The sequence below is a fragment of the Devosia sp. XGJD_8 genome (assembly GCF_046614475.1).
Lineage (GTDB): Bacteria > Pseudomonadota > Alphaproteobacteria > Rhizobiales > Devosiaceae > Devosia.
In genome coordinates, this window is record NZ_JBKJHF010000001.1 from 1,122,796 (window position 1) to 1,141,983 (window position 19,188).

A 19,188-nucleotide genomic window follows, 5' to 3' on the forward strand; every position below is an offset into this window, starting at 1 on the left:
GGGGCGCTACAGCACCACAATGCCGGAATGCTTGGCCTTCTGCTCGGGCTCGACATGGATGGTGATCTGCACATTCCTCACCGCTTCGCGCAGCTTGGCCTCGATCTGGTCGCAGATCGTGTGTGCGTCCTCGACACTCATCGCGCCCGGCACGACCAGGTGGAAATCGATGAAGGTCATCTTCCCTGCCTGCCGCGCGCGGATGTCATGCGCCTCGATGGCGCCGTCGGCATTGGTGGCGATCACGTCGCGAATGGTCTTTTGCGTATCGGGCGGCACGGCGACATCCATCAGTCCGCCCACGCTGTGGCGAATTACGCCCCAGCCCGACCACAGGATGTTGAGCGCCACCAGGGCCGCCAGAATGGGGTCGAGCACCGCCCAGCCGGTTGCATAGACCAGGGCCAGCCCGGCCAGCACGCCGACCGTCGAGACCACGTCGGTCATCAGATGCCGGCCATCGGCTTCCAGCGCCGGGGACTGCACCGAGCGACCATGCCGGATCAGCACGACGGCCCAGATCACGTTGATGACGGTGGCCACGCTGCTGACGACAAGCCCCTGCATCGGCGCTTCGGGCAGGCTCGGGGCCAGGAAGCCCAGCACGGCCTCGCGCACGATCAGGATGGCGGCGACGATGATCATCACGCCGACGATGACGGCCGAGAAATACTCGGCCTTGTGATAACCATAGGGCAGGGCGGCATCGGCCGGCCGCTGCGCCAGCCGCACCGCGATCAGGGCGACCACGGCGGTCACGACATTGACGATCGATTCCAGCGCGTCCGAATAGAGCGCGATCGAGCCGGTAATGTACCAGGCCAGGAACTTGAGGCCGAGCACAATGACCCCGACGAGCAGACTCGCCGCGGCTATGGCCAGCGTTCGGTTGTTGGTGGTGATGCTCACCCGGTGCCCCATCGGAAGTGGTTACACGGCCATAGTCCTCCCGGGCGAAGAGGGCAAGTCCTTGAATTTGCAAATCATTTTCAGAAGCATTCCGATCTGGTCGATGGGTGGCGCAAGCCATTGATTGACCACATGCTTCTCCCCGCCTAGAACCAGACCTGCGCAGAGTTCCCGTGAAGGAACTGAAACAGAATCCGGTGCGGTCGACCCAATTCGGGGACCAACCCCGGAGCTGCAACGGTCTTGAGCGAACCTGCCTCTTGGTCTTGAGAGGCGATGATGACGACGGTTCAGGCCGGGCCACTGCCCGGAACAACGCTACCCATTGGCGCCCGGCTGGTTGCCGGCATCGGCTGCAGCAGTGCGGCGGATGTCGCGGAGATCGTTGCTCTGGTGGAGCAATGCCTTGTCGAGCTCGGCGCAGCGCCCGCTTCGCTCATTGGCCTCGTCAGCCACAGCCGGAAGGCGAACCATCCCGGGCTTCTGGCTGCTGCGCAGCATTTCGACATCCCGGTCCGCCTGCTGGATGATGCAGAACTGCGTGCCGATATGCCCACGCCGTCGCCCCGCGTCCTGGCGGCCATCGGCCAGCCCTCGATTGCCGAGGCCGCCGCGGCCGCGGTCGGTCCCCTGCTGCTCGCCAAGCGCAGGTCATCGCATGCCACCTGCGCGCTGGCACTCTGCGACGGTCGTTTGGATATGCAGGCTCAGGCGTCGAGCCCCAGGGCCTCGATCGCCGCTTCAACGCTGTCGACCTCATGCGCCGGACCATAGGCGGGGCGTGCGATCATGAAGACCTTGACCCCCAGTTTCCGGGCCGCCTCCAGTTTGGCGGCCGTCTGTCCGCCCCCTGAATTCTTGGTCACCAGATGAGTGATGCCCTCGCGCTCCATCAGCGCCATTTCATCGATCAGCGTATAGGGCGGCCGCGTCTGCAGCAGGCGGGCGTGGCGTGGCAGCTCCATGGCCGGCGCCTCAATGGTCCGCACCACAAACTGGCAGTCATTGCGTCCGAGGAAATGCTCGAGCCCGGTATGGCCGGTGGTCAGCAGAACGTCCGCATTGGGCGGCAGGGCGGCAGCGGCTTCTGCGGCGGTCTCGACCGTCAGCCAGTCATCCCCGATCTGCTGCTCCCATGCCGGACGCATGTAGCGCACCAGCGCGACGCCGGCCGCCTGCGCCGCAGCGACGGCATTGATGGAAATCTGCCCCGCATAGGGATGCGTCGCATCCACCAGGCGGCCGATATTGGCCACGCTCAGATAGGCCGCCAGCCCGGGAATGCCACCAAACTTGCCCATGCGCAGCCCGCCAGCGGGCAGGATGGGATCCTGCGTGCGCCCGGCCAGCGACGTGATGACATCGTGGCCCATGCCCACCAGCCTGTTGGCCAGCTGGCGGGCTTCGGCGGTGCCGCCAAGGATCAGAATCTTCATCGGGCTTGCAGGTCTCCTCGCGCCCAATGTGCCCATTCCCGGCCGCTGTCTCAAGGGTGGTCACGCTGATGTTCGACTGGATCAGACGTCCATTCCGCCCGGGCCACTTCGCCGCGCTCGACCATGCGGATTTTCCGATAATGGAGCCGGGCACGGTCTGGCTGGTCGGCGCCGGGCCCGGCGGGCCGGGGCTGGTCACGCTGCTGGCCTATCATGCCCTCAGCCAGGCCGACGTGATCGTCCATGACGCACTGGTCTCGCCCGATCTGCTGGCCATGGCGCCCAGGCGTACCCAGAGGCTGTTTGCCGGGAAGCGCGGCGGCCGGCCATCGCCCAAGCAGGCCGACATTTCCCTGCAGCTGATCGAGCTGGCCAAGGCCGGCAAGCGGGTCCTTCGCCTCAAGGGCGGGGATCCTTTCATGTTCGGCCGTGGCGGCGAGGAAGCCGGCGCGCTGGCCCGGGCCGGCGTGCCGTTCCGCATCGTGCCGGGCATTTCGGCGGGCCTCGGCGGTCTTGCCTATGCCGGCGTACCGGTGACGCACCGCGACACCAACCAGGCCGTGATCTTCCTCACCGGGCATGACGAGACCGGCGCGGTGCCTGGCGGGGTCGACTGGCCGGCAGTGGCCAAGGCGGCGCCGGTCATCGTCATGTTCATGGCGATCAAGCATCTAAACTCGATCTCGCAAAAGCTCCTTGCGGCCGGCCGCGACGGGGCCGACCGTGTCGCCATCGTCTCGCATGCTTCGACCCCGCAGCAATCGGTGATTGAAACCACCCTCGCCGAGGTGCCGGGGCTTGTCGACGTGCCCACGCCGGCCATTGTCGTGCTCGGCCCGGTCAGCGCCTATCGCGAGACGCTCGACTGGTATGTCGGGGAAGCCCGGAGGCATGTCTTTGGCTAAGGGCATTGTGATAGCTGCGCCGCGGTCCGGTTCGGGCAAGACCGTGATCACGCTCGGCCTGCTGGCCGCCTTGCGCCGGCGCGGCGTTGTCGTGGCACCCGCCAAGACCGGGCCGGACTATATCGACCCGGCCTTTCTCGGCCGCGCCGCGCTGCGCGAAGCGGTCAATCTTGATCCGTGGTCGATGTCGCCCGCTCGGCTCAAATCCCTCGCATCCATGCAGGCCGTGGGCGCAGACCTGTTGCTGGTCGAGGGCGTCATGGGCCTGTTCGACGGTGCCGCGGATGGCTTTGGCTCCACCGCCGACCTGGCTGAACTGCTGGAGCTGCCGGTGGTGCTGGTCGTCGATGCCGAGAGGCAGAGCCAGTCGGTGGCGCCGTTGGTGGCAGGATTCGCCAATTGGCGCCCGGGTGTGCGCGTGGCCGGGGTGATCCTCAATCGCGTCGCGTCCATGAAGCATGAGCGCATGCTGGTCGATGCGCTGACCGCCACCGGCATTCCATGCCTCGGGGCCATTCCGCGCAATGCAGATCTCGTGCTGCCCGAACGTCATCTCGGCCTCGTCATGCCCGACGAGCTCGCGGCGTTTGCAGCCTTTGTAGATACCGCAGCCGAGGCCGTTGGCGACTATGTCGACCTCGAGCGGCTGCGCGGGCTGGCTGCACCCATTGCCGAAGGCGATACGGCGCCGGCGCCCTTGCGGCCGCTGGGTCAGCGTATCGCCATTGCCCGCGACGATGCCTTCGCCTTTCTCTATCCGCACCTGCTCGATGGCTGGCGGGCCATGGGCGCGGAACTGAGTTTCTTCTCCCCGCTGGCCAACGAGGCCACGCCGGACGACTGCGACGCCGTCTTCCTGCCAGGGGGATATCCCGAGCTCCATGGCGGCACACTCGCCGCTGCCAACCACTTCAGGGCGGGGCTCATCGCCGCGAGGGACCGGCACGCGCTGATCTATGGCGAATGCGGGGGCTTCATGGTGCTGGGCGAGGCGCTGGTGGACAAGGCGGGGGAGACCCATGCCATGGCGGGCCTCTTGCCCGTCACCACCCGCATCGATCGGCCCAAGCGGATCCTGGGTTATCGGCGGCTGGTGCAGTCGGGAGACCTGCCGTGGCCGGGGCGGTTGCAGGGGCATGAATTTCATTATTCGTCGGCCAGGCAGTCGCGCCTGCCGCCGCTCTTTGCGGCGACCGATGCGCGGGGCGAGGCCATGCCGCCCATGGGCGCCGTGATCGGCCGCGTCATGGGCTCTTACGCCCATGTGGTGGATGCGGCATAAGTCGGGCCATGGCTAAGTCACTGATGTTCATGGGTACCGGGTCCGATGTCGGCAAATCGCTGCTGGTGGCCGGACTGTGCCGGGCGCTCAGCAATCGCGGGCTGCGCGTGGCTCCGTTCAAGCCGCAGAACATGAGCAACAATGCTGCGGTGACCGCCGATGGCGGCGAAATTGGCCGGGCGCAGGCGCTGCAAGCCAGGGCCGCCCGCCGCAATTCGGTCACCGCTATGAACCCTGTATTGCTCAAACCTGAACAGGAAACCGGTGCGCAGGTGGTGGTGCGCGGACAGCGCCGCGCCTCCATGTCGGCGCGTAGCTATTGGGCAGAACGCGGCAAGCTTCTGCCGGATGTGCTTGCAGCATACTGCGAACTTGCTGGCGATTCCGACGTGGTGCTGGTCGAGGGGGCCGGCAGCGCCTCCGAGGTCAATCTGCGCGCCAATGACCTGGCCAATTTTGGCTTCGCCCAGGCGGCCGGCGTGCCGGTCGTGCTGGTGGGTGACATTCATCGCGGCGGCGTCATCGCCTCGGTGGCCGGCACCTTCGCCGTCATCGACCCCGCCGATGCCCGGCTGATCCGCGCCACGCTGATCAACAAGTTCCAGGGTGATCCGGCGCTGTTCGAGGCGGGGATGGACTTTCTGCGCGATCGGACGGGCATGCCCTGCTTTGGTCCGGTGCCCTGGTTTGCCGACGCGGTAAAACTGCCCGCCGAGGATTCGATGGCTTTGGGCGCGCTGCCCAGCAATCCGGATGGCGCGTTGACCATTGCGGTCCCGCAATTGCCGCGCATTGCCAATTTCGACGACCTCGACCCCCTGCGCGCCGAGCCCGGCGTCAATGTGGTGATGGTGCAGCCGGGCGAGGTCATTCCGCGTGACGCCGACTGGATCATCATTCCCGGCTCCAAGGCCACGCGGTCGGACCTTGCCGCCTTGCGCGCCAACGGCTGGGACAGCGATATCCTGGCCCATCATCGTGCTGGGGGCAGGGTGCTCGGCATTTGCGGGGGCTACCAGATGCTGGGTCGCGCCATTGCCGACCCCGACGGGATCGAAGGCGCGCCGGGCAGCAGCGCCGGGCTGGGCCTGCTCGATGTCGAGACCGTGCTGACGCCGGTCAAGCAATTGCGGGTGGAAGAGGCCAGGCATGTGGCCTCTGGCGAGACCATCAGCGGCTATCACATGCATATGGGCGTGACGGCAGGCGCGGCCCGGGCGCGGCCCTTTGCACGCATCGGTGCCGAGGATGAGGGCGCGATCAGTGCCGATGGCCGGGTCATGGGCACCTATCTGCACGGGCTCTTCGCTGGCGACGGCTTCCGCCGCAGCTTCCTGGGCAATGTGGCCAGTCCCGATCTCGCCTATGAGGCGAGCATCGAGCAGACGCTGGATGCCCTGGCGGATCACCTCGAACAGCATCTTGATATCGATGCGCTGCTGGCGCTCGCAGAGGAGGTTGGTAAATGAACGCCAGGAAGCCCCCCTCACCCGTCTCGGCCTGCGGCCGATCCACCCTCTCCCACGAGGGGAGAGGGGGACACCTGCAGCTTGAGAGGCACATTGCCCCCTTCTCCCCTCGTGGGAGAAGGTGCCCCGAAGGGGCGGATGAGGGGGGCTTGCTATGCACGCCATGATTGCCCCCCTCGCCCTCCTGCTCGAACGTTGGTTCGGCTATCCGCAGCGGCTGGTGGAGCTGATCGGCCATCCCGTTATCTGGATGGGGCGGTTCATCTCCTACATGGAGCGGGGCGTCGACAAGCGGCAGCGGACGCCCCGCCAGCGCCGCGATGCGGGGATCTTTACGCTGGCCATGCTGCTGCTGGTGACGCTGACCATCACCCTTGCTGTCCAGCAGGTCCTGCGGTCCATGCCGCTGGGCTGGGTGCTTGAAATCATGCTGGCCACGCCTTTCCTCGCGCAGAAGGAACTGTGCCGTGCCGTCGAGGCGGTAGCCATCGCGCTGCGCAACTCGCTCGATGCGGGCCGCGAAGCCGTCAGCCACATTGTCGGACGCGATCCGCAGGCGCTGGACGAGGCGGGCGTCGCCCGAGCCGCGATCGAGACACTGGCCGAAAGCACCTCGGACGGGGTGGTGGCGCCGTGGTTCTGGCTGGTGCTGCTCGGCCTGCCGGGCATTGCGCTCTACAAGGCCATCAACACCGCCGACTCGATGATCGGCCATATGAACGAGCGCTATCGCGACTATGGCTGGGCGGCGGCCAAGCTCGACGACCTAGCCAACTGGATCCCATCCCGCCTGACTGCGGTGCTGATCACTGCCGCCTGCTTTGTCACGCCCCATGCCAGCCCGAGCAAGGCCTGGGCCATGGCCCGGCGCGATGCGCGCAAGCATGCCTCGCCCAATTCCGGCTGGCCGGAAGCCAGTTTTGCCGGTGCATTGGGGTTCAGGCTGGGAGGCCCGCGCAGCTACGATGGCGAGATTGTTGATTTGCCCAGCTTTGGCGATGGCAAGTCGGCTCTGGTGGGCAGCGATATTTTGCGCGCGCTGGTGCTGTATCGGTCGACGCTGAATGTGCTGCTGGGGGTGAGTGTGGTGTTGGCGGTGTTGCTCTGGGTGGCCTGACCCCCACCTAGCCTCCCCCTGGAAGGGGGAGGGACAGATCGGGTGTGTGGCAACATCGATGACGATCACCAGCCGGATTCCTCCCCCTTCAGGGGGAGGTTAGGTGGGGCGTTTGGCCCCGATATTTGGGCCAGCCGACACCCCCTCCCGGCCTCCCCCGTCAAGGAGGTGCCGCCCGGAGTATGTTGTCCGATCGGACTCTCACCGGATGTCTAGGCCACGTGTATGCGGCTCGTCGCCGGTACCGGGACGTCGCCCTTGAGGGTCATGGGCAGGCCGGCGGCGACGAAGTAGACGTCATCGCAGATTTCGGCGAGGCGCTGATGCGCGGCGCCGGTCAGGTCGCGAAAGGTGCGGGCCATGGCATTGTCGGGCACGATGCCCAGGCCCACCTCGTTGCTGACCAGGATCACCTTGGCCGTCTTGACCTGTACAAGGGTGGCGCCGAGCTCGCTCACCGCCAGGGCCACGTCTTCATTGGCCACCAGCAGGTTGGTGATCCACAGCGTCAGGCAATCGACCAGGATGACGTCATGCTTTTCGGACGCCGCAATCAGGGCGTCGGACAAGGCCAGCGGTTCCTCGATCGTGGCAAATTGTGCGGCCCGCGAGGCCTGGTGACTGGCGACCCGGTCGCGCATTTCCGCGTCTAGCGCCTCGGCCGTCGCGAGATAGGCGGGCCTTGTGCCACTGCGGATCGCCAGCTGCTCGGCAAAGGCCGTCTTGCCCGAACGGGCGCCACCCAGAACCAGCACATGTCGTGTCATCGTCGTTGCCTCCCTAACCTGCCGCCGCAGCGCTCAATGGTACAAAAGCTGCTCCGCCGCAACAGGTTGCGCCAGGCCCGCGTGCAGGCCATGCGCGCCATGCCGCCGACGGGCGCTTTTTGTGCCTTATCCTACTTTCGTCTTAGCATCTTTCGCATTATGGTCCGCGCCGAAACGACACTTTAGAATCCGTCCAAAAGCGCTCCAGGAAAAGTGGAAGCCGGTTTTCCGTCCGGAAGCGCGCAACTCGATGACCGGGAGATTCCCCGCGTGCCCAGATACTATCTTGGCGTTGATGGCGGCGGCACCAATTGCCGCGTGCGTCTGGCTGACGAGAACCTGAAGACGCTCGCCGAGGTCAAGAACGGCCGCTCCAACCTGCAGATCGACGACGGGGAGCCGGCATTCCGCGCCATCAGCGACGGCACCCGCGACGTGTTCCAGGCCGCCGGGCTCGATTATGCCGAAACCGCCAATACCTATGCCTGCTTCGGCATGGCCGGCGGCCGCATGGATACGGCCCGCGCCGAATTCGCCGCGCGGCCATGGCCCTTTGCCGGGGTCAAGGTCTATGACGATATCGACATTGCCCATGCCGGCGCCCTGGGCGGCGGCGAGGGCGGCGTGATCATCGTCGGCACCGGCTCGGCCGCCATGTCCATCGTCGATGGCAGGCGGCACCAGGCCGGCGGCTGGGGCTTCCAGATCGGCGACCAGATGAGCGGCGCCATCCTGGGCCGCGAACTGGTCCGCTATTCGGTAGAGGCGGAGGATGGCCTCGTCGAGGCCTCGCCGCTGACCAAGGCGGTCATTGCGGCCCTGGGGGGCGACAACCAGGCGGTGATGACCTGGTCCTTTGCCACCGACATGGACCTCAAGATCATCAGCCGGGATGGCTCGGAGGGCTGCGACGACGCGCTTATCGGGCGCGCGCCGGCCGAATTCGGCAAGCTGATGCCGCTGTTTTTCGACCATTACGACAAGGGCGATGCCGTTGCCCACAAGATGATGGAAATCGAGCTGGGCTATATCGACACCTATGTGCGCTGGTTCCAGGCGCACAATGCCCATGTCATGGCCATTGTCGGCGGCTTTGGTGCGCGCCTGTTCCCCATCCTGCAAAAGCGCTATGGCAATTTCGTCGCCCTGCCGCAATTCGAGCCGCTGCATGGCGCCGTCATCCTCGCCAAGCAGAACCACCCCGCCTGACCCTCGCACCTACCCCAGAGGACTAGCCTAGTGTCCAGCCGCATCATTCCCGTCCAGCCTTTCGACTATGTGGTGTTCGGCGCCACGGGCGACCTGACCAAGCGCAAGCTCATTCCGGCGCTCTACCATCGCTTCAAGGATGGGCAGTTTGACGAGGAAAGCCGCATCATCGGCGCGTCCCGCTCCAAGCTCAGCGACGCCGATTTCCAGAAAGTGGCGCGCGAGGCCATCAGCCAGTTCGTCGAAAAGGAATATCAGGACGAAAAGGTCATCGACCGTTTCATCAAGATCTTCTCCTATGTTCCGGTCGATGCGAGCAACCCCGAAGGCTCGGGCGACCTGGGCAAGGCGCTGCGCAGCGACCCCCAGATCGTCCGCGCCTTCTACCTTGCCGTGGCGCCCGACCTGTTCGAGCCGATCGCCGAATACCTGGCCAAGAAGAAGCTCTATCGCCGCGATGCGCGCGTCGTGATCGAAAAGCCGCTGGGCCATGACCTGGCTTCCTCGATGGAGATCAATGACGGCGTGGCCAAGATCTTCAAGGAAGATCAGGTCTATCGCATCGACCACTATCTCGGCAAAGAGACCGTGCAGAACCTCCTGGCCCTGCGCTTTGCCAATGCCCTGTTCGAGCCGATCTGGAATTCGGCCCATATCGACCACGTCCAGCTCACGGTGGCGGAGTCGGTCGGCGCCGGCACGCGCGGCTATTACGACGAGAGCGGCGCGCTGCGCGACATGGTGCAGAACCACATGCTGCAGCTGCTGTGCCTCGTCGCCATGGAGCCGCCGGCCTCGGACGATGCCGATGCGCTGCGCGACGAAAAGCTCAAGGTGCTGCGGGCGCTCAAGCCGATCATCAATGGCGACATCGCCCGCAACACCGTGCGCGGCCAGTACAAGGGCGTGAAATCCGAGACCACGTCCGTGGCCGGCTACCAGGAAGAACTGCCCGAGGACAAGAAGGGCAGCCGCACCGAGACCTTCGTGGCGCTCAAGGCTGAAGTCGAGAACTGGCGCTGGAGCGGCGTGCCCTTCTATTTCCGCACCGGCAAGCGCATGGCCAGCCGCGCCTCGGAAATCTGCATCCAGTTCAAGCCCATTCCGCACTCGATCTTCGACCATGCCGAAGGTGCGCCCAAGGCCAACAAGCTGGTGCTGCGGCTGCAGCCCGACGAGGGCGTCAAGCTGATGATGATGATCAAGGATCCCGGCCCGGGCGGCATGCGCCTGCGCGAGGTGCCCCTGAACCTCAGCTTCGCCCAGACCTTTTCCGAGCGGACGCCGGAAGCCTATGAGCGCCTGCTGATGGACGTGATCCGCGGCAGCCAGACCCTGTTCATGCGCCGCGACGAACTCGAGGCCGCGTGGAAATGGGTCGATCCGATCCGCCAGGCCTGGGACCGCTCGACTGAGGCGCCGCAGACCTACGTGGCCGGCACCTGGGGCCCGAGCAGCGCCATCGCGCTGATCGAACGCGACGGACGGACCTGGCACGAGGATGATAACTGAAGGGCTTAGCCCAGTGGGTCGTACGGCGCCATCGCCTCGCGACCACCGGGCGGCACCTCCCCCATGATGGGGGAGGCTGGGAGGGGGTGCCGGGAGCCCGGAAATTCGGGCCAGCCTCCCCCACCCTTGATCCCTCCCCAAGGGGGAGGGTGTTGACTGAGATATCGGGGCAGAATTGGCCCATGACTGTGAGTGAACGACGATGACCATCGACCGCCGCAGCTTTGCCGACAAGCCGACCCTGGCCATTGAGCTGGCCGAGGCCGTTGCCGATCGTATTCGCGCGGCGATTGCCGAGCGCGGCGAGGCGGCCATTGCGGTGAGCGGGGGCTCGACCCCGGGCCGCTTCTTCCAGGCGCTGGGCAAGACCAAGGATATCGACTGGTCCAAGGTCATCGTCACGCTGGTCGACGAGCGCTGGGTCGACGAGACCAGCGATCGCTCCAATGCGCTGCTGGTCAATGAACGCATGCTGCAGGGACCCGCAGCCACGGCCCGCTTCTTCCCGCTCTATTCGGGCGGCGACGAACCCGACGCAGCGGGCGTCGTCCGCACCAATGCCCTTCTGGCCCAGCTGCCCGAGCAGTTCGCCGCCGTCGTGCTCGGCATGGGCAGCGACGGGCATACCGCTTCCTTCTTTCCCGGCGGCGACACGCTGGCCGAGGCGCTGACCGCCGAAGGCCCGGCTCTGGCCATTCGCGCCCCCGGCGCGGGCGAGCCGCGCATCACCTTTACCCTTCCGCGTCTCCTCCGCACGGATGGGCTGTACCTTCATATCGAAGGGGAGGAAAAGGCCGCCGTTCTCGACACGGCTCTGGGCGAGGGTCCCGTCGAGGACATGCCCATCCGCGCCGTCTTGCGATCCGGCCATGCTGTGACTGTCTACTGGTGCCCATAGTCCCCTTCGCGGTCCCCAATTGACCGCCTAGGCCACGAAGGCCCCAGCCCGGAGCGTTCTCAGAAAGGTGGAAACCGGTTTTCCACTTCGAGGGCGCGACCATTGAAAGGTTAGGAGCTCGCCATGTCTGTCCGCCAGGCCATCCAGGATGTTACCAATCGTATTGCGGCGCGCAGCCGCGACAGCCGTCGCGATTACCTCGGCCGTCTCGATGAAGCGCGCGAGGCCGGCGTGCACCGCTCCGTGCTCTCCTGCGGCAATCTCGCCCATGCCTTTGCCGCCTGCACCCCGTCGGAAAAGGCGGCCCTGGCCGGCAACAAGACGCTGAACCTGGGCATTGTCACCAGCTATAACGACATGCTGAGCGCCCATCAGCCGTATCAATTCTATCCCGAAATCATCAAGGAGGCCGCCCGCGCCATCGGCGCCACGGCACAGGTGGCTGGCGGCGTGCCGGCCATGTGCGACGGCGTCACCCAGGGCCAGCCGGGCATGGACCTGAGCCTGTTTTCCCGCGACGTCATCGCCATGGCGACGGCCATCTCGCTCAGCCACAACATGTTCGATGCCGCGGTCTATCTCGGCATCTGCGACAAGATCGTGCCGGGCCTGCTCATCGGCGCGCTGACCTTCGGCCACCTGCCGGCCGTCTTCGTGCCCGCCGGCCCGATGCCCTCGGGCATTCCCAATGACGAAAAATCCAAGGTCCGCCAGCTTTATATGGAGGGCAAGGTCGGCCGCGCCGAACTGCTCGAAGCCGAGAGCAAGTCCTACCATTCGGCCGGCACCTGCACCTTCTATGGCACCGCCAATTCCAACCAGATGCTGATGGAGATCATGGGCCTGCACCTGCCGGGCGCCAGCTTCGTCAATCCGGGCACGCCGCTGCGCGATGCGCTGACCCGGGAGGCCACCGTGCGCGCCCTGTCGCTGACGGCTTTGGGCAACAATTATACGCCGGTCGGCCACATCGTGGACGAGAAGGCCATCGTCAATGGCCTGGTCGGCCTGCATGCCACCGGCGGCTCGACCAACCACACCATGCACCTGATCGCCATTGCCGCCGCTGCGGGCCTGCAGGTGACCTGGGACGACATGAGCGACCTTTCGGACGCCACGCCCCTGCTGGCCCGCGTCTATCCCAATGGCGTGGCCGACGTGAACCATTTCCACGCCGCCGGCGGCATGGGCTTCCTGATCCAGGAACTGCTCGAGAGCGGCCACCTGCATGAGGACGTCAAGACCGTCTGGGGCGATGGCCTGTCGAACTACACGGTCGAGGCCAAGCTGATCGAGGAGAAGCTGACCTTCGAGCCGTCCCCCAAGGAATCCGCGCTGCCCAAGGTGTTGACCAAGGTCGCGACGGCCTTTTCGCCCACCGGCGGGCTCAAGCTGCTCAGCGGCAATCTCGGCCGTTCGGTGATCAAGGTCTCGGCCGTCAAGCCCGAGCACCGTGTCATCGAGGCGCCGGCCAAGGTATTCCACGGCCAGGAGGGCCTGCAGGCGGCGTTCAAGGCGGGCGAGCTCAATGGCGACATGATCGCCGTGGTCCGCTTCTCCGGCCCCAAGGCGCTCGGCATGCCCGAATTGCACAAGCTGACGCCGCCACTCGGCATCCTGCAGGATCGCGGTTTCAAGGTGGCCCTGCTCACCGATGGCCGCATGTCCGGCGCGTCGGGCAAGGTGCCGGCAGCCATCCACATGACCCCCGAAGCGGTCGATGGCGGCCCGATCAGCAAGATTCGCGACGGCGACATGATCCGCCTCGACGCCAATGAGGGCACGCTGACCTTCCTCGGCGACGAGAAGGAATTCCGCTCGCGCACCCCGGCCACGGAAGACCTGCGCAGCCAGCATTACGGCATGGGCCGCGAGCTGTTTGCCGGGTTCCGGAGCCTGGTGGGCGTGGCGGACCGGGGCGCGAGCGTGTTCCAGTAAAGCAGGGCTACCAGGAGAGGCATCGTCCTTTGATGCCTGCCTGCGGCACGTCCGTGCCCGCCGGACTCCAGCGCGGGAGAGCCCGCTCGAATTCGGCGCGCTGGTCCGGCGATAGGCGGGCCACCGCCCGGGCGGCCAGGGTCGCCAGATCACTGCATCCCGCGGCGACCGCTGCCTGGAAATGCAGCGCCGACTTGACCAGACTGCCCTCGACCTCCGGACTGTCCTGCAGCAGCACCGCCAGCAGCGCCGAGGCCCGCCGGTCGCCGGACAGGGCCGCTGCCTCCAGGTAGCCAAGGCCGTCGGCACGCCCGATCGGTACGTTGACGTCACCCGCCTGGGGCAGGCCCAGCACAAGGGGCGCATCGAGACGGTAGGACTGAGCGGCGACCGGGGCGCTCAGCGGCAGAGTACAGAGCAGGAGAAACACGCTGACGCGCATGATTGTGTCCTGTTGCTTGCAAGTGTTGACGCTTGAGGAGGCAAGTTTTCCCATGCCGCCAAGAGACCTGGCGGCATGACGTCGCTGAAGTAACCGAGTGTGCCGGCCGGCGTGGCCGAGGAGTGTGGACTGTTGCTGCTAGCCGGCCAGATAGTCGTCCTTAGCCGGCGGGTCATGCGGATAGATGTCCGTCAATAGACGTGCCTTGAGCCACCTATCGAGGGCAGCTTGCAGGCATGAAAACACCAGGCAGACCAGACCGAATATTGCTTCACGCATTTTCGTTCCCTCTTTGTTCAAAGGAACATTTCATGAACAAATATCCGGAGTCGAGAGAGATTCGTTAACCTTTGCGAATCAATCCGCGAACTAGCGACTTCTCCCAAACAGCCGCTCGATGTCTTTCTTCTTGAGCTCGACATAGGTCGGGCGGCCGTGGATGCACTGCCCTGAATGGGGCGTTGCTTCCATGTCGCGGAGCAGGGCATTCATTTCGTCGACCCGCAGGCGCCGGCCGGAGCGGACCGAGCCGTGGCAGGCCATGCGGGCGATGATGGCTTCCATCCGGTCGCTGATGGCGGCCACGGAGTCCCACTCGGCAAGGCCGTCCGCCACGTCGCGCACGAGGCCGTCGATATCGGAATTGCCGAGCAAGGCCGGGGTCTCGCGCACGGCGACGGCGCGGGGGCCGAAGCGTTCGAGATAGAGGCCAAAGCCCTCGAGTTCGGGGGCGGCTTCCTCCAGCCGGGCGCAGTCTTCCTCGGGCAGTTCGATCACCACCGGAATGAGCTGGCTCTGGCTGGGGACCGGGCCGGAGGCCAGCTGTGCCTTGAACCGCTCATAGACGAGGCGCTCATGGGCGGCGTGCTGGTCGACCAGCAGCAGGCCCTCACCATTCTGGGCGATGATGAAATTGTCGAACATCTGCGCCCGGGCGGTGCCGAGCGGATATTCGGACAGCGCCGGAGCAGGTTCGGCCTCGATGCGGGCGCTGGGCTCGGTGAACCCGTCAAAGCGCGCAAACGTGGCCGGCTCGACATGGTGGCTCTGGTCGTAGCTGCGGGCCATGGGCGCCGCCGTCGACATGGTCTGCGGCGCGGGTGCACTATAGGCGGGCGCGGTGAAGGCGCCCAGCACATCGTCGGCCACTGTGTCGGAGGCCTTGAAACCCGCCGCCGTCAGAGCTTCGCCGATGGCGCGGATCACCGCACTGCGGACCGCGCCAGCATCGCGGAACCTCAGCTCGGCCTTGGCGGGATGCACATTGACGTCCACCTCGCCCGGATCGACCGCGATATAGAGCGCCACCACCGGAAAGCGGTCGCGGAAGGTATAGTCGGCATAGGCGGCGCGGATGGCGCCGACCAGCACCTTGTCGCGCACCGAGCGGCCATTGACGAAGTAGAACTGGCTGAGCGAATTGGCCCGCGTATAGGTCGGCAGGCCAGCAAGGCCCGCGACCACCACGCCATGCCGGCTGCTCGCCAGCCGCACGGCATTCTGCGCAAAATCATCGCCCATCACTTGGCCCAGTCGCGCCTCCAGGGCACCCGTGCCGGTGACGGCAGGCCAGTTGGCGGGTGAGCGGTCCGTGCCGTTGAGCACGAAATGCACCGCCGGATTGGCCATGGCGAGGCGCTTGACCACATCGGTGATGGCCGCCGCCTCGGCCCGGTCGGTCTTGAGGAATTTCAGCCGCGCCGGCACATGGGCGAAGAGGTTCTTCACCTCGACAATGGTGCCCCGGTTCATCGCCAGCGGCACCGGGCCGGCGCGCATGCCATGGCGCACCTCGAGCCGTAACCCGCTTTCGGCATGAGCGGTGCGAGAGGCGATCGAGAGCTCGGCCACCGAGCCGATCGAGGCCAAAGCCTCGCCGCGGAAACCCAGCGTGCGGATATCGTCCAGCTCGTCTTCCGAGAGCTTGGAGGTGGCGTGCCGCTCCACCGAAAGCAGCAGGTCGGCCCGGTCCATTCCGTGGCCGTCATCCTCGATGCGCATCAACCCCTTGCCGCCCGCCGCGGTGGTGATGACGATCCGGCTGGCGCCGGCATCGATGGCGTTCTCGACCAGCTCCTTGACCACGCTGGCGGGTCGCTCCACCACCTCGCCGGCGGCGATGCGGTTGATCAGATCTTCGGGCAGCTGGCGGATTGGCAAGGGCGATTCTCCTGAGGGGAGAATATAGGGGAGGCGAGGCGGCTTTCCGACCCGTTTGCGCTGGTTGTGCCCATGCGCATGCGCGCTGGTCGCTGGCGCTTTATTCAGGACTCGGGGCCACGCCCGGACCTAAAATGCCATCGGCTCGGGGAGTAAGACATTGCGCACGATCCTGCTGACCGCCGTGGCCATGGTCGCCTTTGCCGCCAATTCCATCCTGGCAAGGCTGGCGCTGGGCAGCGGCGCCATCGATGCGGCCAGCTATACCGGCATTCGCCTGGCGTCAGGGGCGGTGGTTCTTGGAATGCTGGTCATGCTGCGTGGAAAATCCGGCTGGCGTTCTCTTGCCCGGCTGGGCACCTGGCAGCAGGCCGCTGCATTGCTGGGCTATGCCCTCGCATTCTCCCTTGCCTATCAATTGCTGGGGGCGAGCGTGGGCGCCCTGATCCTGTTTGCGAGCGTACAGACCGGCATGGTGGCGCGTGCGGTCCTGGTCGGCGATCGTCCCGGCGCTCTTGAGTGGCTGGGACTGGGATTGGCCGGGGCCGCCTTTGTCTATCTTGTCTCACCCGGTCTCGCGTCGCCCGATCCGCTGGGGGCGCTGTTGATGGTCGTGTCGGGCCTTTGCTGGGCGGCCTATTCGCTGCTGGGGCGCGGCTCGTCGCAGCCCTTGGCCGACACGGCGGGAAACTTCCTTCGCTGCCTGCCTTTCGCAGTGCTTCTTCTGGTGGGCGGGCTGGCGCTCAATGCGCCGCGCCTGGATGGCGTTTTCTATGCGGTTGCCTCGGGCGCCATAGCGTCGGGCCTTGGCTATGCCATCTGGTATGCCGCGCTGCCGGAGCTCTCGCGTACGCGGGCGGCGGTGGTCCAGCTCAGCGTTCCCGTCATTGCGGCATTCGGGGCAGCGCTGTTCATCGGCGAGACCGTGACGCCACGCCTGCTGGTTTCATCTGCGCTCATTCTGGGTGGTATCGCGCTGGCGACTCTGCTCGCCGGCCGCCGCAGCCGCTGAGCCTGCGCTTGCCCGCCCGGACAGTTCGCGATACCACCCCGTTCATGGCCCCGCCCCTAGCCCCCATGGACCTTGCCCTCAGCCTCGCCGAAGAGGCGGCCACCCATGGCGAAGCGCCGGTGGGTGCGGTGGTCATGGAGGGCGAGGTTGTCCTTGCGGCAGAGCGCAACCGCATGAAGGCACTGAACGATCCCACCGCCCATGCCGAGATGCTGGCCATCCGTGCCGCACTCGACAAGCGGGGCACCGGGCGGCTCGATGGCTGCGATCTCTATGTGACGCTGGAGCCCTGCGCCATGTGCGCGGGGGCCATTGCCCATGTGCGGCTGCGTCGGGTCTATTTCGCTGCCGAGGACAGCAAGGCGGGCGCTGTGGAAAACGGCGTGCGGCTGTTCGACCAGCCAACCTGCCACCACCACCCCGAGGTTATCGGGGGCATTGGCGCAGCACGGTCGGAAGCCATGCTGCGCGATTTCTTCAAGGCGCTGCGCTAGCTCTCGGGCCTAATGGCCCAGCATGCGCTCCAACGCGCCTGGATGATCATGCACCGCCAGCTTGTCCATGATGGTGGCGCTGGCCTCGTTCATGCCGACCAGTTCCACTTCGGCGCCGGCGCGCCGGAACTTGAGCACCGCCATGTCGATGGCATTGACGCCGGTCAGGTCCCAGATATGGGCCTTGCTGACATCGATGCGCACACGATCGAGTTTCTCGGCAAAATCCATGGCCTTGAGGAAGTCCTCGGCCGAGGCGAAGAACAACTGGCCTTCGACCAGATAGTCGCGCTCCCTGCCGTCCGCGGCCAGCACCGAGGTGACGCGGAAGATCTGCGCCACCTTCCAGGCAAAGAAGATGCCCGACAGCAGCACGCCGACGCCGACGCCCAGCGCCAGGTTGTGCGTGCCGACAACCGTGATGACCGTGGCCAGCATGACCAGGCTCGACCGGCGAGGGTGATGGCGCAGCTCGTTGAGCGAGCGCCAGCTGAAGGTGCCGATCGAGACCATGATCATGATGGCGACCAGGGCGGGCATGGGGATGAGCCCCACGACGTCTCCCAGAACCATCAGCAGGAAGAGCAGGAATGCTCCGGCGATGAAGGTGGACAGGCGTGTACGGCCGCCCGATTTCACATTGATGACCGACTGGCCGATCATGGCGCAGCCCGCCATGCCACCGAAGAAGCCGCTGGCGATATTGGCAATGCCCTGGCCGACCGATTCCCGGTTCTTGTCGCTGGTCGTATCGGTCATGTTGTCGACGATGGAGGCGGTGAGCAGGCTTTCGAGCAGGCCGACTGCGGCCACGGCGGCCGAATAGGGCAGGATGATCCACAGCGTTTCAAGCGACAGCGGCACCTGTGGCCAGAGCAGGGACGGCAGGGCAGAGGGGAGTTCGCCCAGGTCGGCAACCGAGCGGACATCGAGCCCGAGCAGCAGCGTAATCGCGGTGAGGACCAGAATGCAGACCAGCGGGGAGGGAATGGCGCGCGTCAGGCGGGGAAACAGGTAGATGATGGCAAGGCCCGCCGCGACCATGGCATAGGTCTGCCAGGTGACGCCGATCAGTTCGGGCAGCTGGGCCATGAAGATCAGGATGGCGAGCGCATTGACGAAGCCGGTCAGCACCGACCGCGACACGAAGCGCATGATGGCGCCGACGCGCAGCCATCCGGCTGCGATCTGCAGCACACCGGCCAGGATCGTGGCCGCCAGCAGGTAATCGAGCCCATGCTCGCGCACCAGCGAGCCGAACAGCACGGCGGTGGCGGCAGTGGCGGCCGAGATCATGGCGGGGCGACCGCCGGCAAAGGAGATGACAATGGCGATGACCACCGAGGCATAGAGCCCCACCTTGGGGTCGACGCCGGCAATGATGGAAAAGCCGATGGCTTCGGGGATGAGCGCCAGCGCGACAACGATGCCGGCAAGCACGTCGCCGCGCAGGTTGGAGAGCCAATCGCGGCGGAAGTTTTCAATGAGGGTCATGGATGGTCCAGACAGCACGATAACCTGGCCGCAATCGGCGACCGGAAAATGGGGCGGTTTCTACTGGATTGTCTGGCGGATTGGCGGCCAGAAGAGCCACCCGGATTTGCACCGGGTCCGATGAATGGCGCCGTTTTGCCCGCA

Annotated in this window: 18 protein-coding genes and 1 other annotated feature; of the genes, 11 read left to right on the forward strand and 7 right to left on the reverse strand. The window is 65.9% G+C overall.

Features of this window, described 5'->3' with window-relative positions; translation table 11 throughout:
- Positions 1-6: 6 nt before the first annotated feature.
- On the reverse strand, positions 7-909 hold the full coding sequence (locus ACLI1C_RS05220) for a cation diffusion facilitator family transporter (RefSeq protein ID WP_411395799.1): 903 nt from the start codon (positions 907-909) through the stop codon (positions 7-9).
- Positions 910-1,185: 276 nt separating this feature from the next.
- Here ACLI1C_RS05220 and ACLI1C_RS05225 point away from each other — a divergent pair, with 276 nt between their 5' ends.
- Positions 1,186-1,683, forward strand: coding sequence for a cobalamin biosynthesis protein (locus ACLI1C_RS05225; RefSeq protein WP_411395800.1), 498 nt, complete (start codon positions 1,186-1,188; stop codon positions 1,681-1,683).
- Here the strand turns inward: ACLI1C_RS05225 and ACLI1C_RS05230 are convergent.
- Entirely contained in the window at positions 1,617-2,345 is a 729-nt protein-coding gene (locus ACLI1C_RS05230; protein WP_411395801.1) for a cobalt-precorrin-6A reductase, read from the reverse strand. The genes ACLI1C_RS05225 and ACLI1C_RS05230 overlap by 67 nt on opposite strands.
- A gap of 68 nt (positions 2,346-2,413) precedes the next feature.
- On the opposite strand from ACLI1C_RS05230, the gene cobA reads away from it, so the two are divergent.
- The 4 genes from cobA to cbiB all read left to right on the forward strand — a co-directional run bounded on the left by cobA (position 2,414) and on the right by cbiB (position 7,118).
- Positions 2,414-3,250: a uroporphyrinogen-III C-methyltransferase gene (gene cobA / locus ACLI1C_RS05235; protein ID WP_411395802.1), complete on the forward strand. Its 837-nt coding sequence runs from the start codon at positions 2,414-2,416 to the stop codon at positions 3,248-3,250.
- Positions 3,237-4,532, forward strand: a complete 1,296-nt coding sequence (locus ACLI1C_RS05240) for a cobyrinate a,c-diamide synthase (protein WP_411395803.1) — start codon at positions 3,237-3,239, stop codon at positions 4,530-4,532. The genes cobA and ACLI1C_RS05240 overlap by 14 nt, the downstream gene beginning before the upstream one ends.
- 8 nt (positions 4,533-4,540) lie before the next feature.
- A complete protein-coding gene (locus ACLI1C_RS05245; RefSeq protein WP_411395805.1) occupies positions 4,541-6,001 on the forward strand; it encodes a cobyric acid synthase in 1,461 nt (486 codons plus the stop codon).
- 154 nt (positions 6,002-6,155) lie between these two features.
- Entirely contained in the window at positions 6,156-7,118 is a 963-nt protein-coding gene (gene cbiB, locus ACLI1C_RS05250; protein WP_411395806.1) for an adenosylcobinamide-phosphate synthase CbiB, read from the forward strand.
- 212 nt (positions 7,119-7,330) lie between these two features.
- Here cbiB and cobU read toward each other — a convergent pair whose 3' ends face one another.
- Positions 7,331-7,885, reverse strand: a complete 555-nt coding sequence (gene cobU / locus ACLI1C_RS05255) for a bifunctional adenosylcobinamide kinase/adenosylcobinamide-phosphate guanylyltransferase (RefSeq protein ID WP_411395807.1) — start codon at positions 7,883-7,885, stop codon at positions 7,331-7,333.
- Positions 7,886-8,155: 270 nt separating this feature from the next.
- Between cobU and ACLI1C_RS05260 the strand changes: the two genes are divergently transcribed.
- From ACLI1C_RS05260 to edd, 4 genes are all read left to right on the forward strand, one after another.
- Entirely contained in the window at positions 8,156-9,094 is a 939-nt protein-coding gene (locus ACLI1C_RS05260; protein WP_411395808.1) for a BadF/BadG/BcrA/BcrD ATPase family protein, read from the forward strand.
- 30 nt (positions 9,095-9,124) lie between these two features.
- Positions 9,125-10,606: a glucose-6-phosphate dehydrogenase gene (gene zwf, locus ACLI1C_RS05265; protein WP_411395809.1), complete on the forward strand. Its 1,482-nt coding sequence runs from the start codon at positions 9,125-9,127 to the stop codon at positions 10,604-10,606.
- 202 nt (positions 10,607-10,808) lie between these two features.
- The gene (gene pgl / locus ACLI1C_RS05270) at positions 10,809-11,504 is read left to right on the forward strand and encodes a 6-phosphogluconolactonase (RefSeq protein ID WP_411395810.1); all 696 of its coding nucleotides are present in this window, start codon (positions 10,809-10,811) and stop codon (positions 11,502-11,504) included.
- Between the two features lie 123 nt (positions 11,505-11,627).
- The gene (gene edd, locus ACLI1C_RS05275) at positions 11,628-13,442 is read left to right on the forward strand and encodes a phosphogluconate dehydratase (protein ID WP_411395811.1); all 1,815 of its coding nucleotides are present in this window, start codon (positions 11,628-11,630) and stop codon (positions 13,440-13,442) included.
- Between the two features lie 7 nt (positions 13,443-13,449).
- Here edd and ACLI1C_RS05280 read toward each other — a convergent pair whose 3' ends face one another.
- The 3 genes from ACLI1C_RS05280 to mutL all read right to left on the reverse strand — a co-directional run bounded on the left by ACLI1C_RS05280 (position 13,450) and on the right by mutL (position 16,044).
- Positions 13,450-13,938 (reverse strand): hypothetical protein, encoded by a 489-nt coding sequence (locus ACLI1C_RS05280; protein WP_411395812.1) that lies wholly within the window; start codon positions 13,936-13,938, stop codon positions 13,450-13,452.
- Between the two features lie 84 nt (positions 13,939-14,022).
- Positions 14,023-14,163: a hypothetical protein gene (locus tag ACLI1C_RS05285; protein WP_411395813.1), complete on the reverse strand. Its 141-nt coding sequence runs from the start codon at positions 14,161-14,163 to the stop codon at positions 14,023-14,025.
- 90 nt (positions 14,164-14,253) lie between these two features.
- A complete protein-coding gene (gene mutL, locus ACLI1C_RS05290) occupies positions 14,254-16,044 on the reverse strand; it encodes a DNA mismatch repair endonuclease MutL (RefSeq protein ID WP_411395814.1) in 1,791 nt (596 codons plus the stop codon).
- Positions 16,045-16,204: 160 nt separating this feature from the next.
- Here mutL and ACLI1C_RS05295 point away from each other — a divergent pair, with 160 nt between their 5' ends.
- Both ACLI1C_RS05295 and ACLI1C_RS05300 read left to right on the forward strand, forming a co-directional pair.
- Positions 16,205-17,056, forward strand: coding sequence for a DMT family transporter (locus ACLI1C_RS05295; RefSeq protein ID WP_411395816.1), 852 nt, complete (start codon positions 16,205-16,207; stop codon positions 17,054-17,056).
- A 44-nt stretch (positions 17,057-17,100) separates the two neighbouring features.
- Complete coding sequence (locus tag ACLI1C_RS05300) at positions 17,101-17,550, forward strand: nucleoside deaminase (protein ID WP_411395817.1); 450 nt, start codon at positions 17,101-17,103, stop codon at positions 17,548-17,550.
- Between the two features lie 9 nt (positions 17,551-17,559).
- Here the strand turns inward: ACLI1C_RS05300 and ACLI1C_RS05305 are convergent, their stop codons facing one another.
- Positions 17,560-19,044: a SulP family inorganic anion transporter gene (locus tag ACLI1C_RS05305; protein WP_411395818.1), complete on the reverse strand. Its 1,485-nt coding sequence runs from the start codon at positions 19,042-19,044 to the stop codon at positions 17,560-17,562.
- A gap of 66 nt (positions 19,045-19,110) precedes the next feature.
- Positions 19,111-19,166, reverse strand: a sequence feature (sul1 is cis-regulatory element that is thought to sense ions involved in sulfur or methionine metabolism; They are found in Alphaproteobacteria).
- Positions 19,167-19,188: the final 22 nt, after the last annotated feature.

What these genes read in the sequence shown, in the direction of transcription:
- ACLI1C_RS05225 (WP_411395800.1), top strand. Translation starts at nt 1,186, where the DNA reads ATGATGACGACGGTTCAGGCCGGGCCACTGCCCGGAACAACGCTACCC.
- ACLI1C_RS05230 (WP_411395801.1), bottom strand. Translation starts at nt 2,345, where the DNA reads ATGAAGATTCTGATCCTTGGCGGCACCGCCGAAGCCCGCCAGCTGGCC.
- cobA (WP_411395802.1), top strand. Translation starts at nt 2,414, where the DNA reads ATGTTCGACTGGATCAGACGTCCATTCCGCCCGGGCCACTTCGCCGCG.
- ACLI1C_RS05240 (WP_411395803.1), top strand. Translation starts at nt 3,237, where the DNA reads ATGTCTTTGGCTAAGGGCATTGTGATAGCTGCGCCGCGGTCCGGTTCG.
- ACLI1C_RS05245 (WP_411395805.1), top strand. Translation starts at nt 4,541, where the DNA reads ATGGCTAAGTCACTGATGTTCATGGGTACCGGGTCCGATGTCGGCAAA.
- cbiB (WP_411395806.1), top strand. Translation starts at nt 6,156, where the DNA reads ATGCACGCCATGATTGCCCCCCTCGCCCTCCTGCTCGAACGTTGGTTC.
- cobU (WP_411395807.1), bottom strand. Translation starts at nt 7,885, where the DNA reads ATGACACGACATGTGCTGGTTCTGGGTGGCGCCCGTTCGGGCAAGACG.
- pgl (WP_411395810.1), top strand. Translation starts at nt 10,809, where the DNA reads ATGACCATCGACCGCCGCAGCTTTGCCGACAAGCCGACCCTGGCCATT.
- edd (WP_411395811.1), top strand. Translation starts at nt 11,628, where the DNA reads ATGTCTGTCCGCCAGGCCATCCAGGATGTTACCAATCGTATTGCGGCG.
- ACLI1C_RS05280 (WP_411395812.1), bottom strand. Translation starts at nt 13,938, where the DNA reads ATGGGAAAACTTGCCTCCTCAAGCGTCAACACTTGCAAGCAACAGGAC.
- ACLI1C_RS05285 (WP_411395813.1), bottom strand. Translation starts at nt 14,163, where the DNA reads ATGCGTGAAGCAATATTCGGTCTGGTCTGCCTGGTGTTTTCATGCCTG.
- ACLI1C_RS05300 (WP_411395817.1), top strand. Translation starts at nt 17,101, where the DNA reads ATGGCCCCGCCCCTAGCCCCCATGGACCTTGCCCTCAGCCTCGCCGAA.
- ACLI1C_RS05305 (WP_411395818.1), bottom strand. Translation starts at nt 19,044, where the DNA reads ATGACCCTCATTGAAAACTTCCGCCGCGATTGGCTCTCCAACCTGCGC.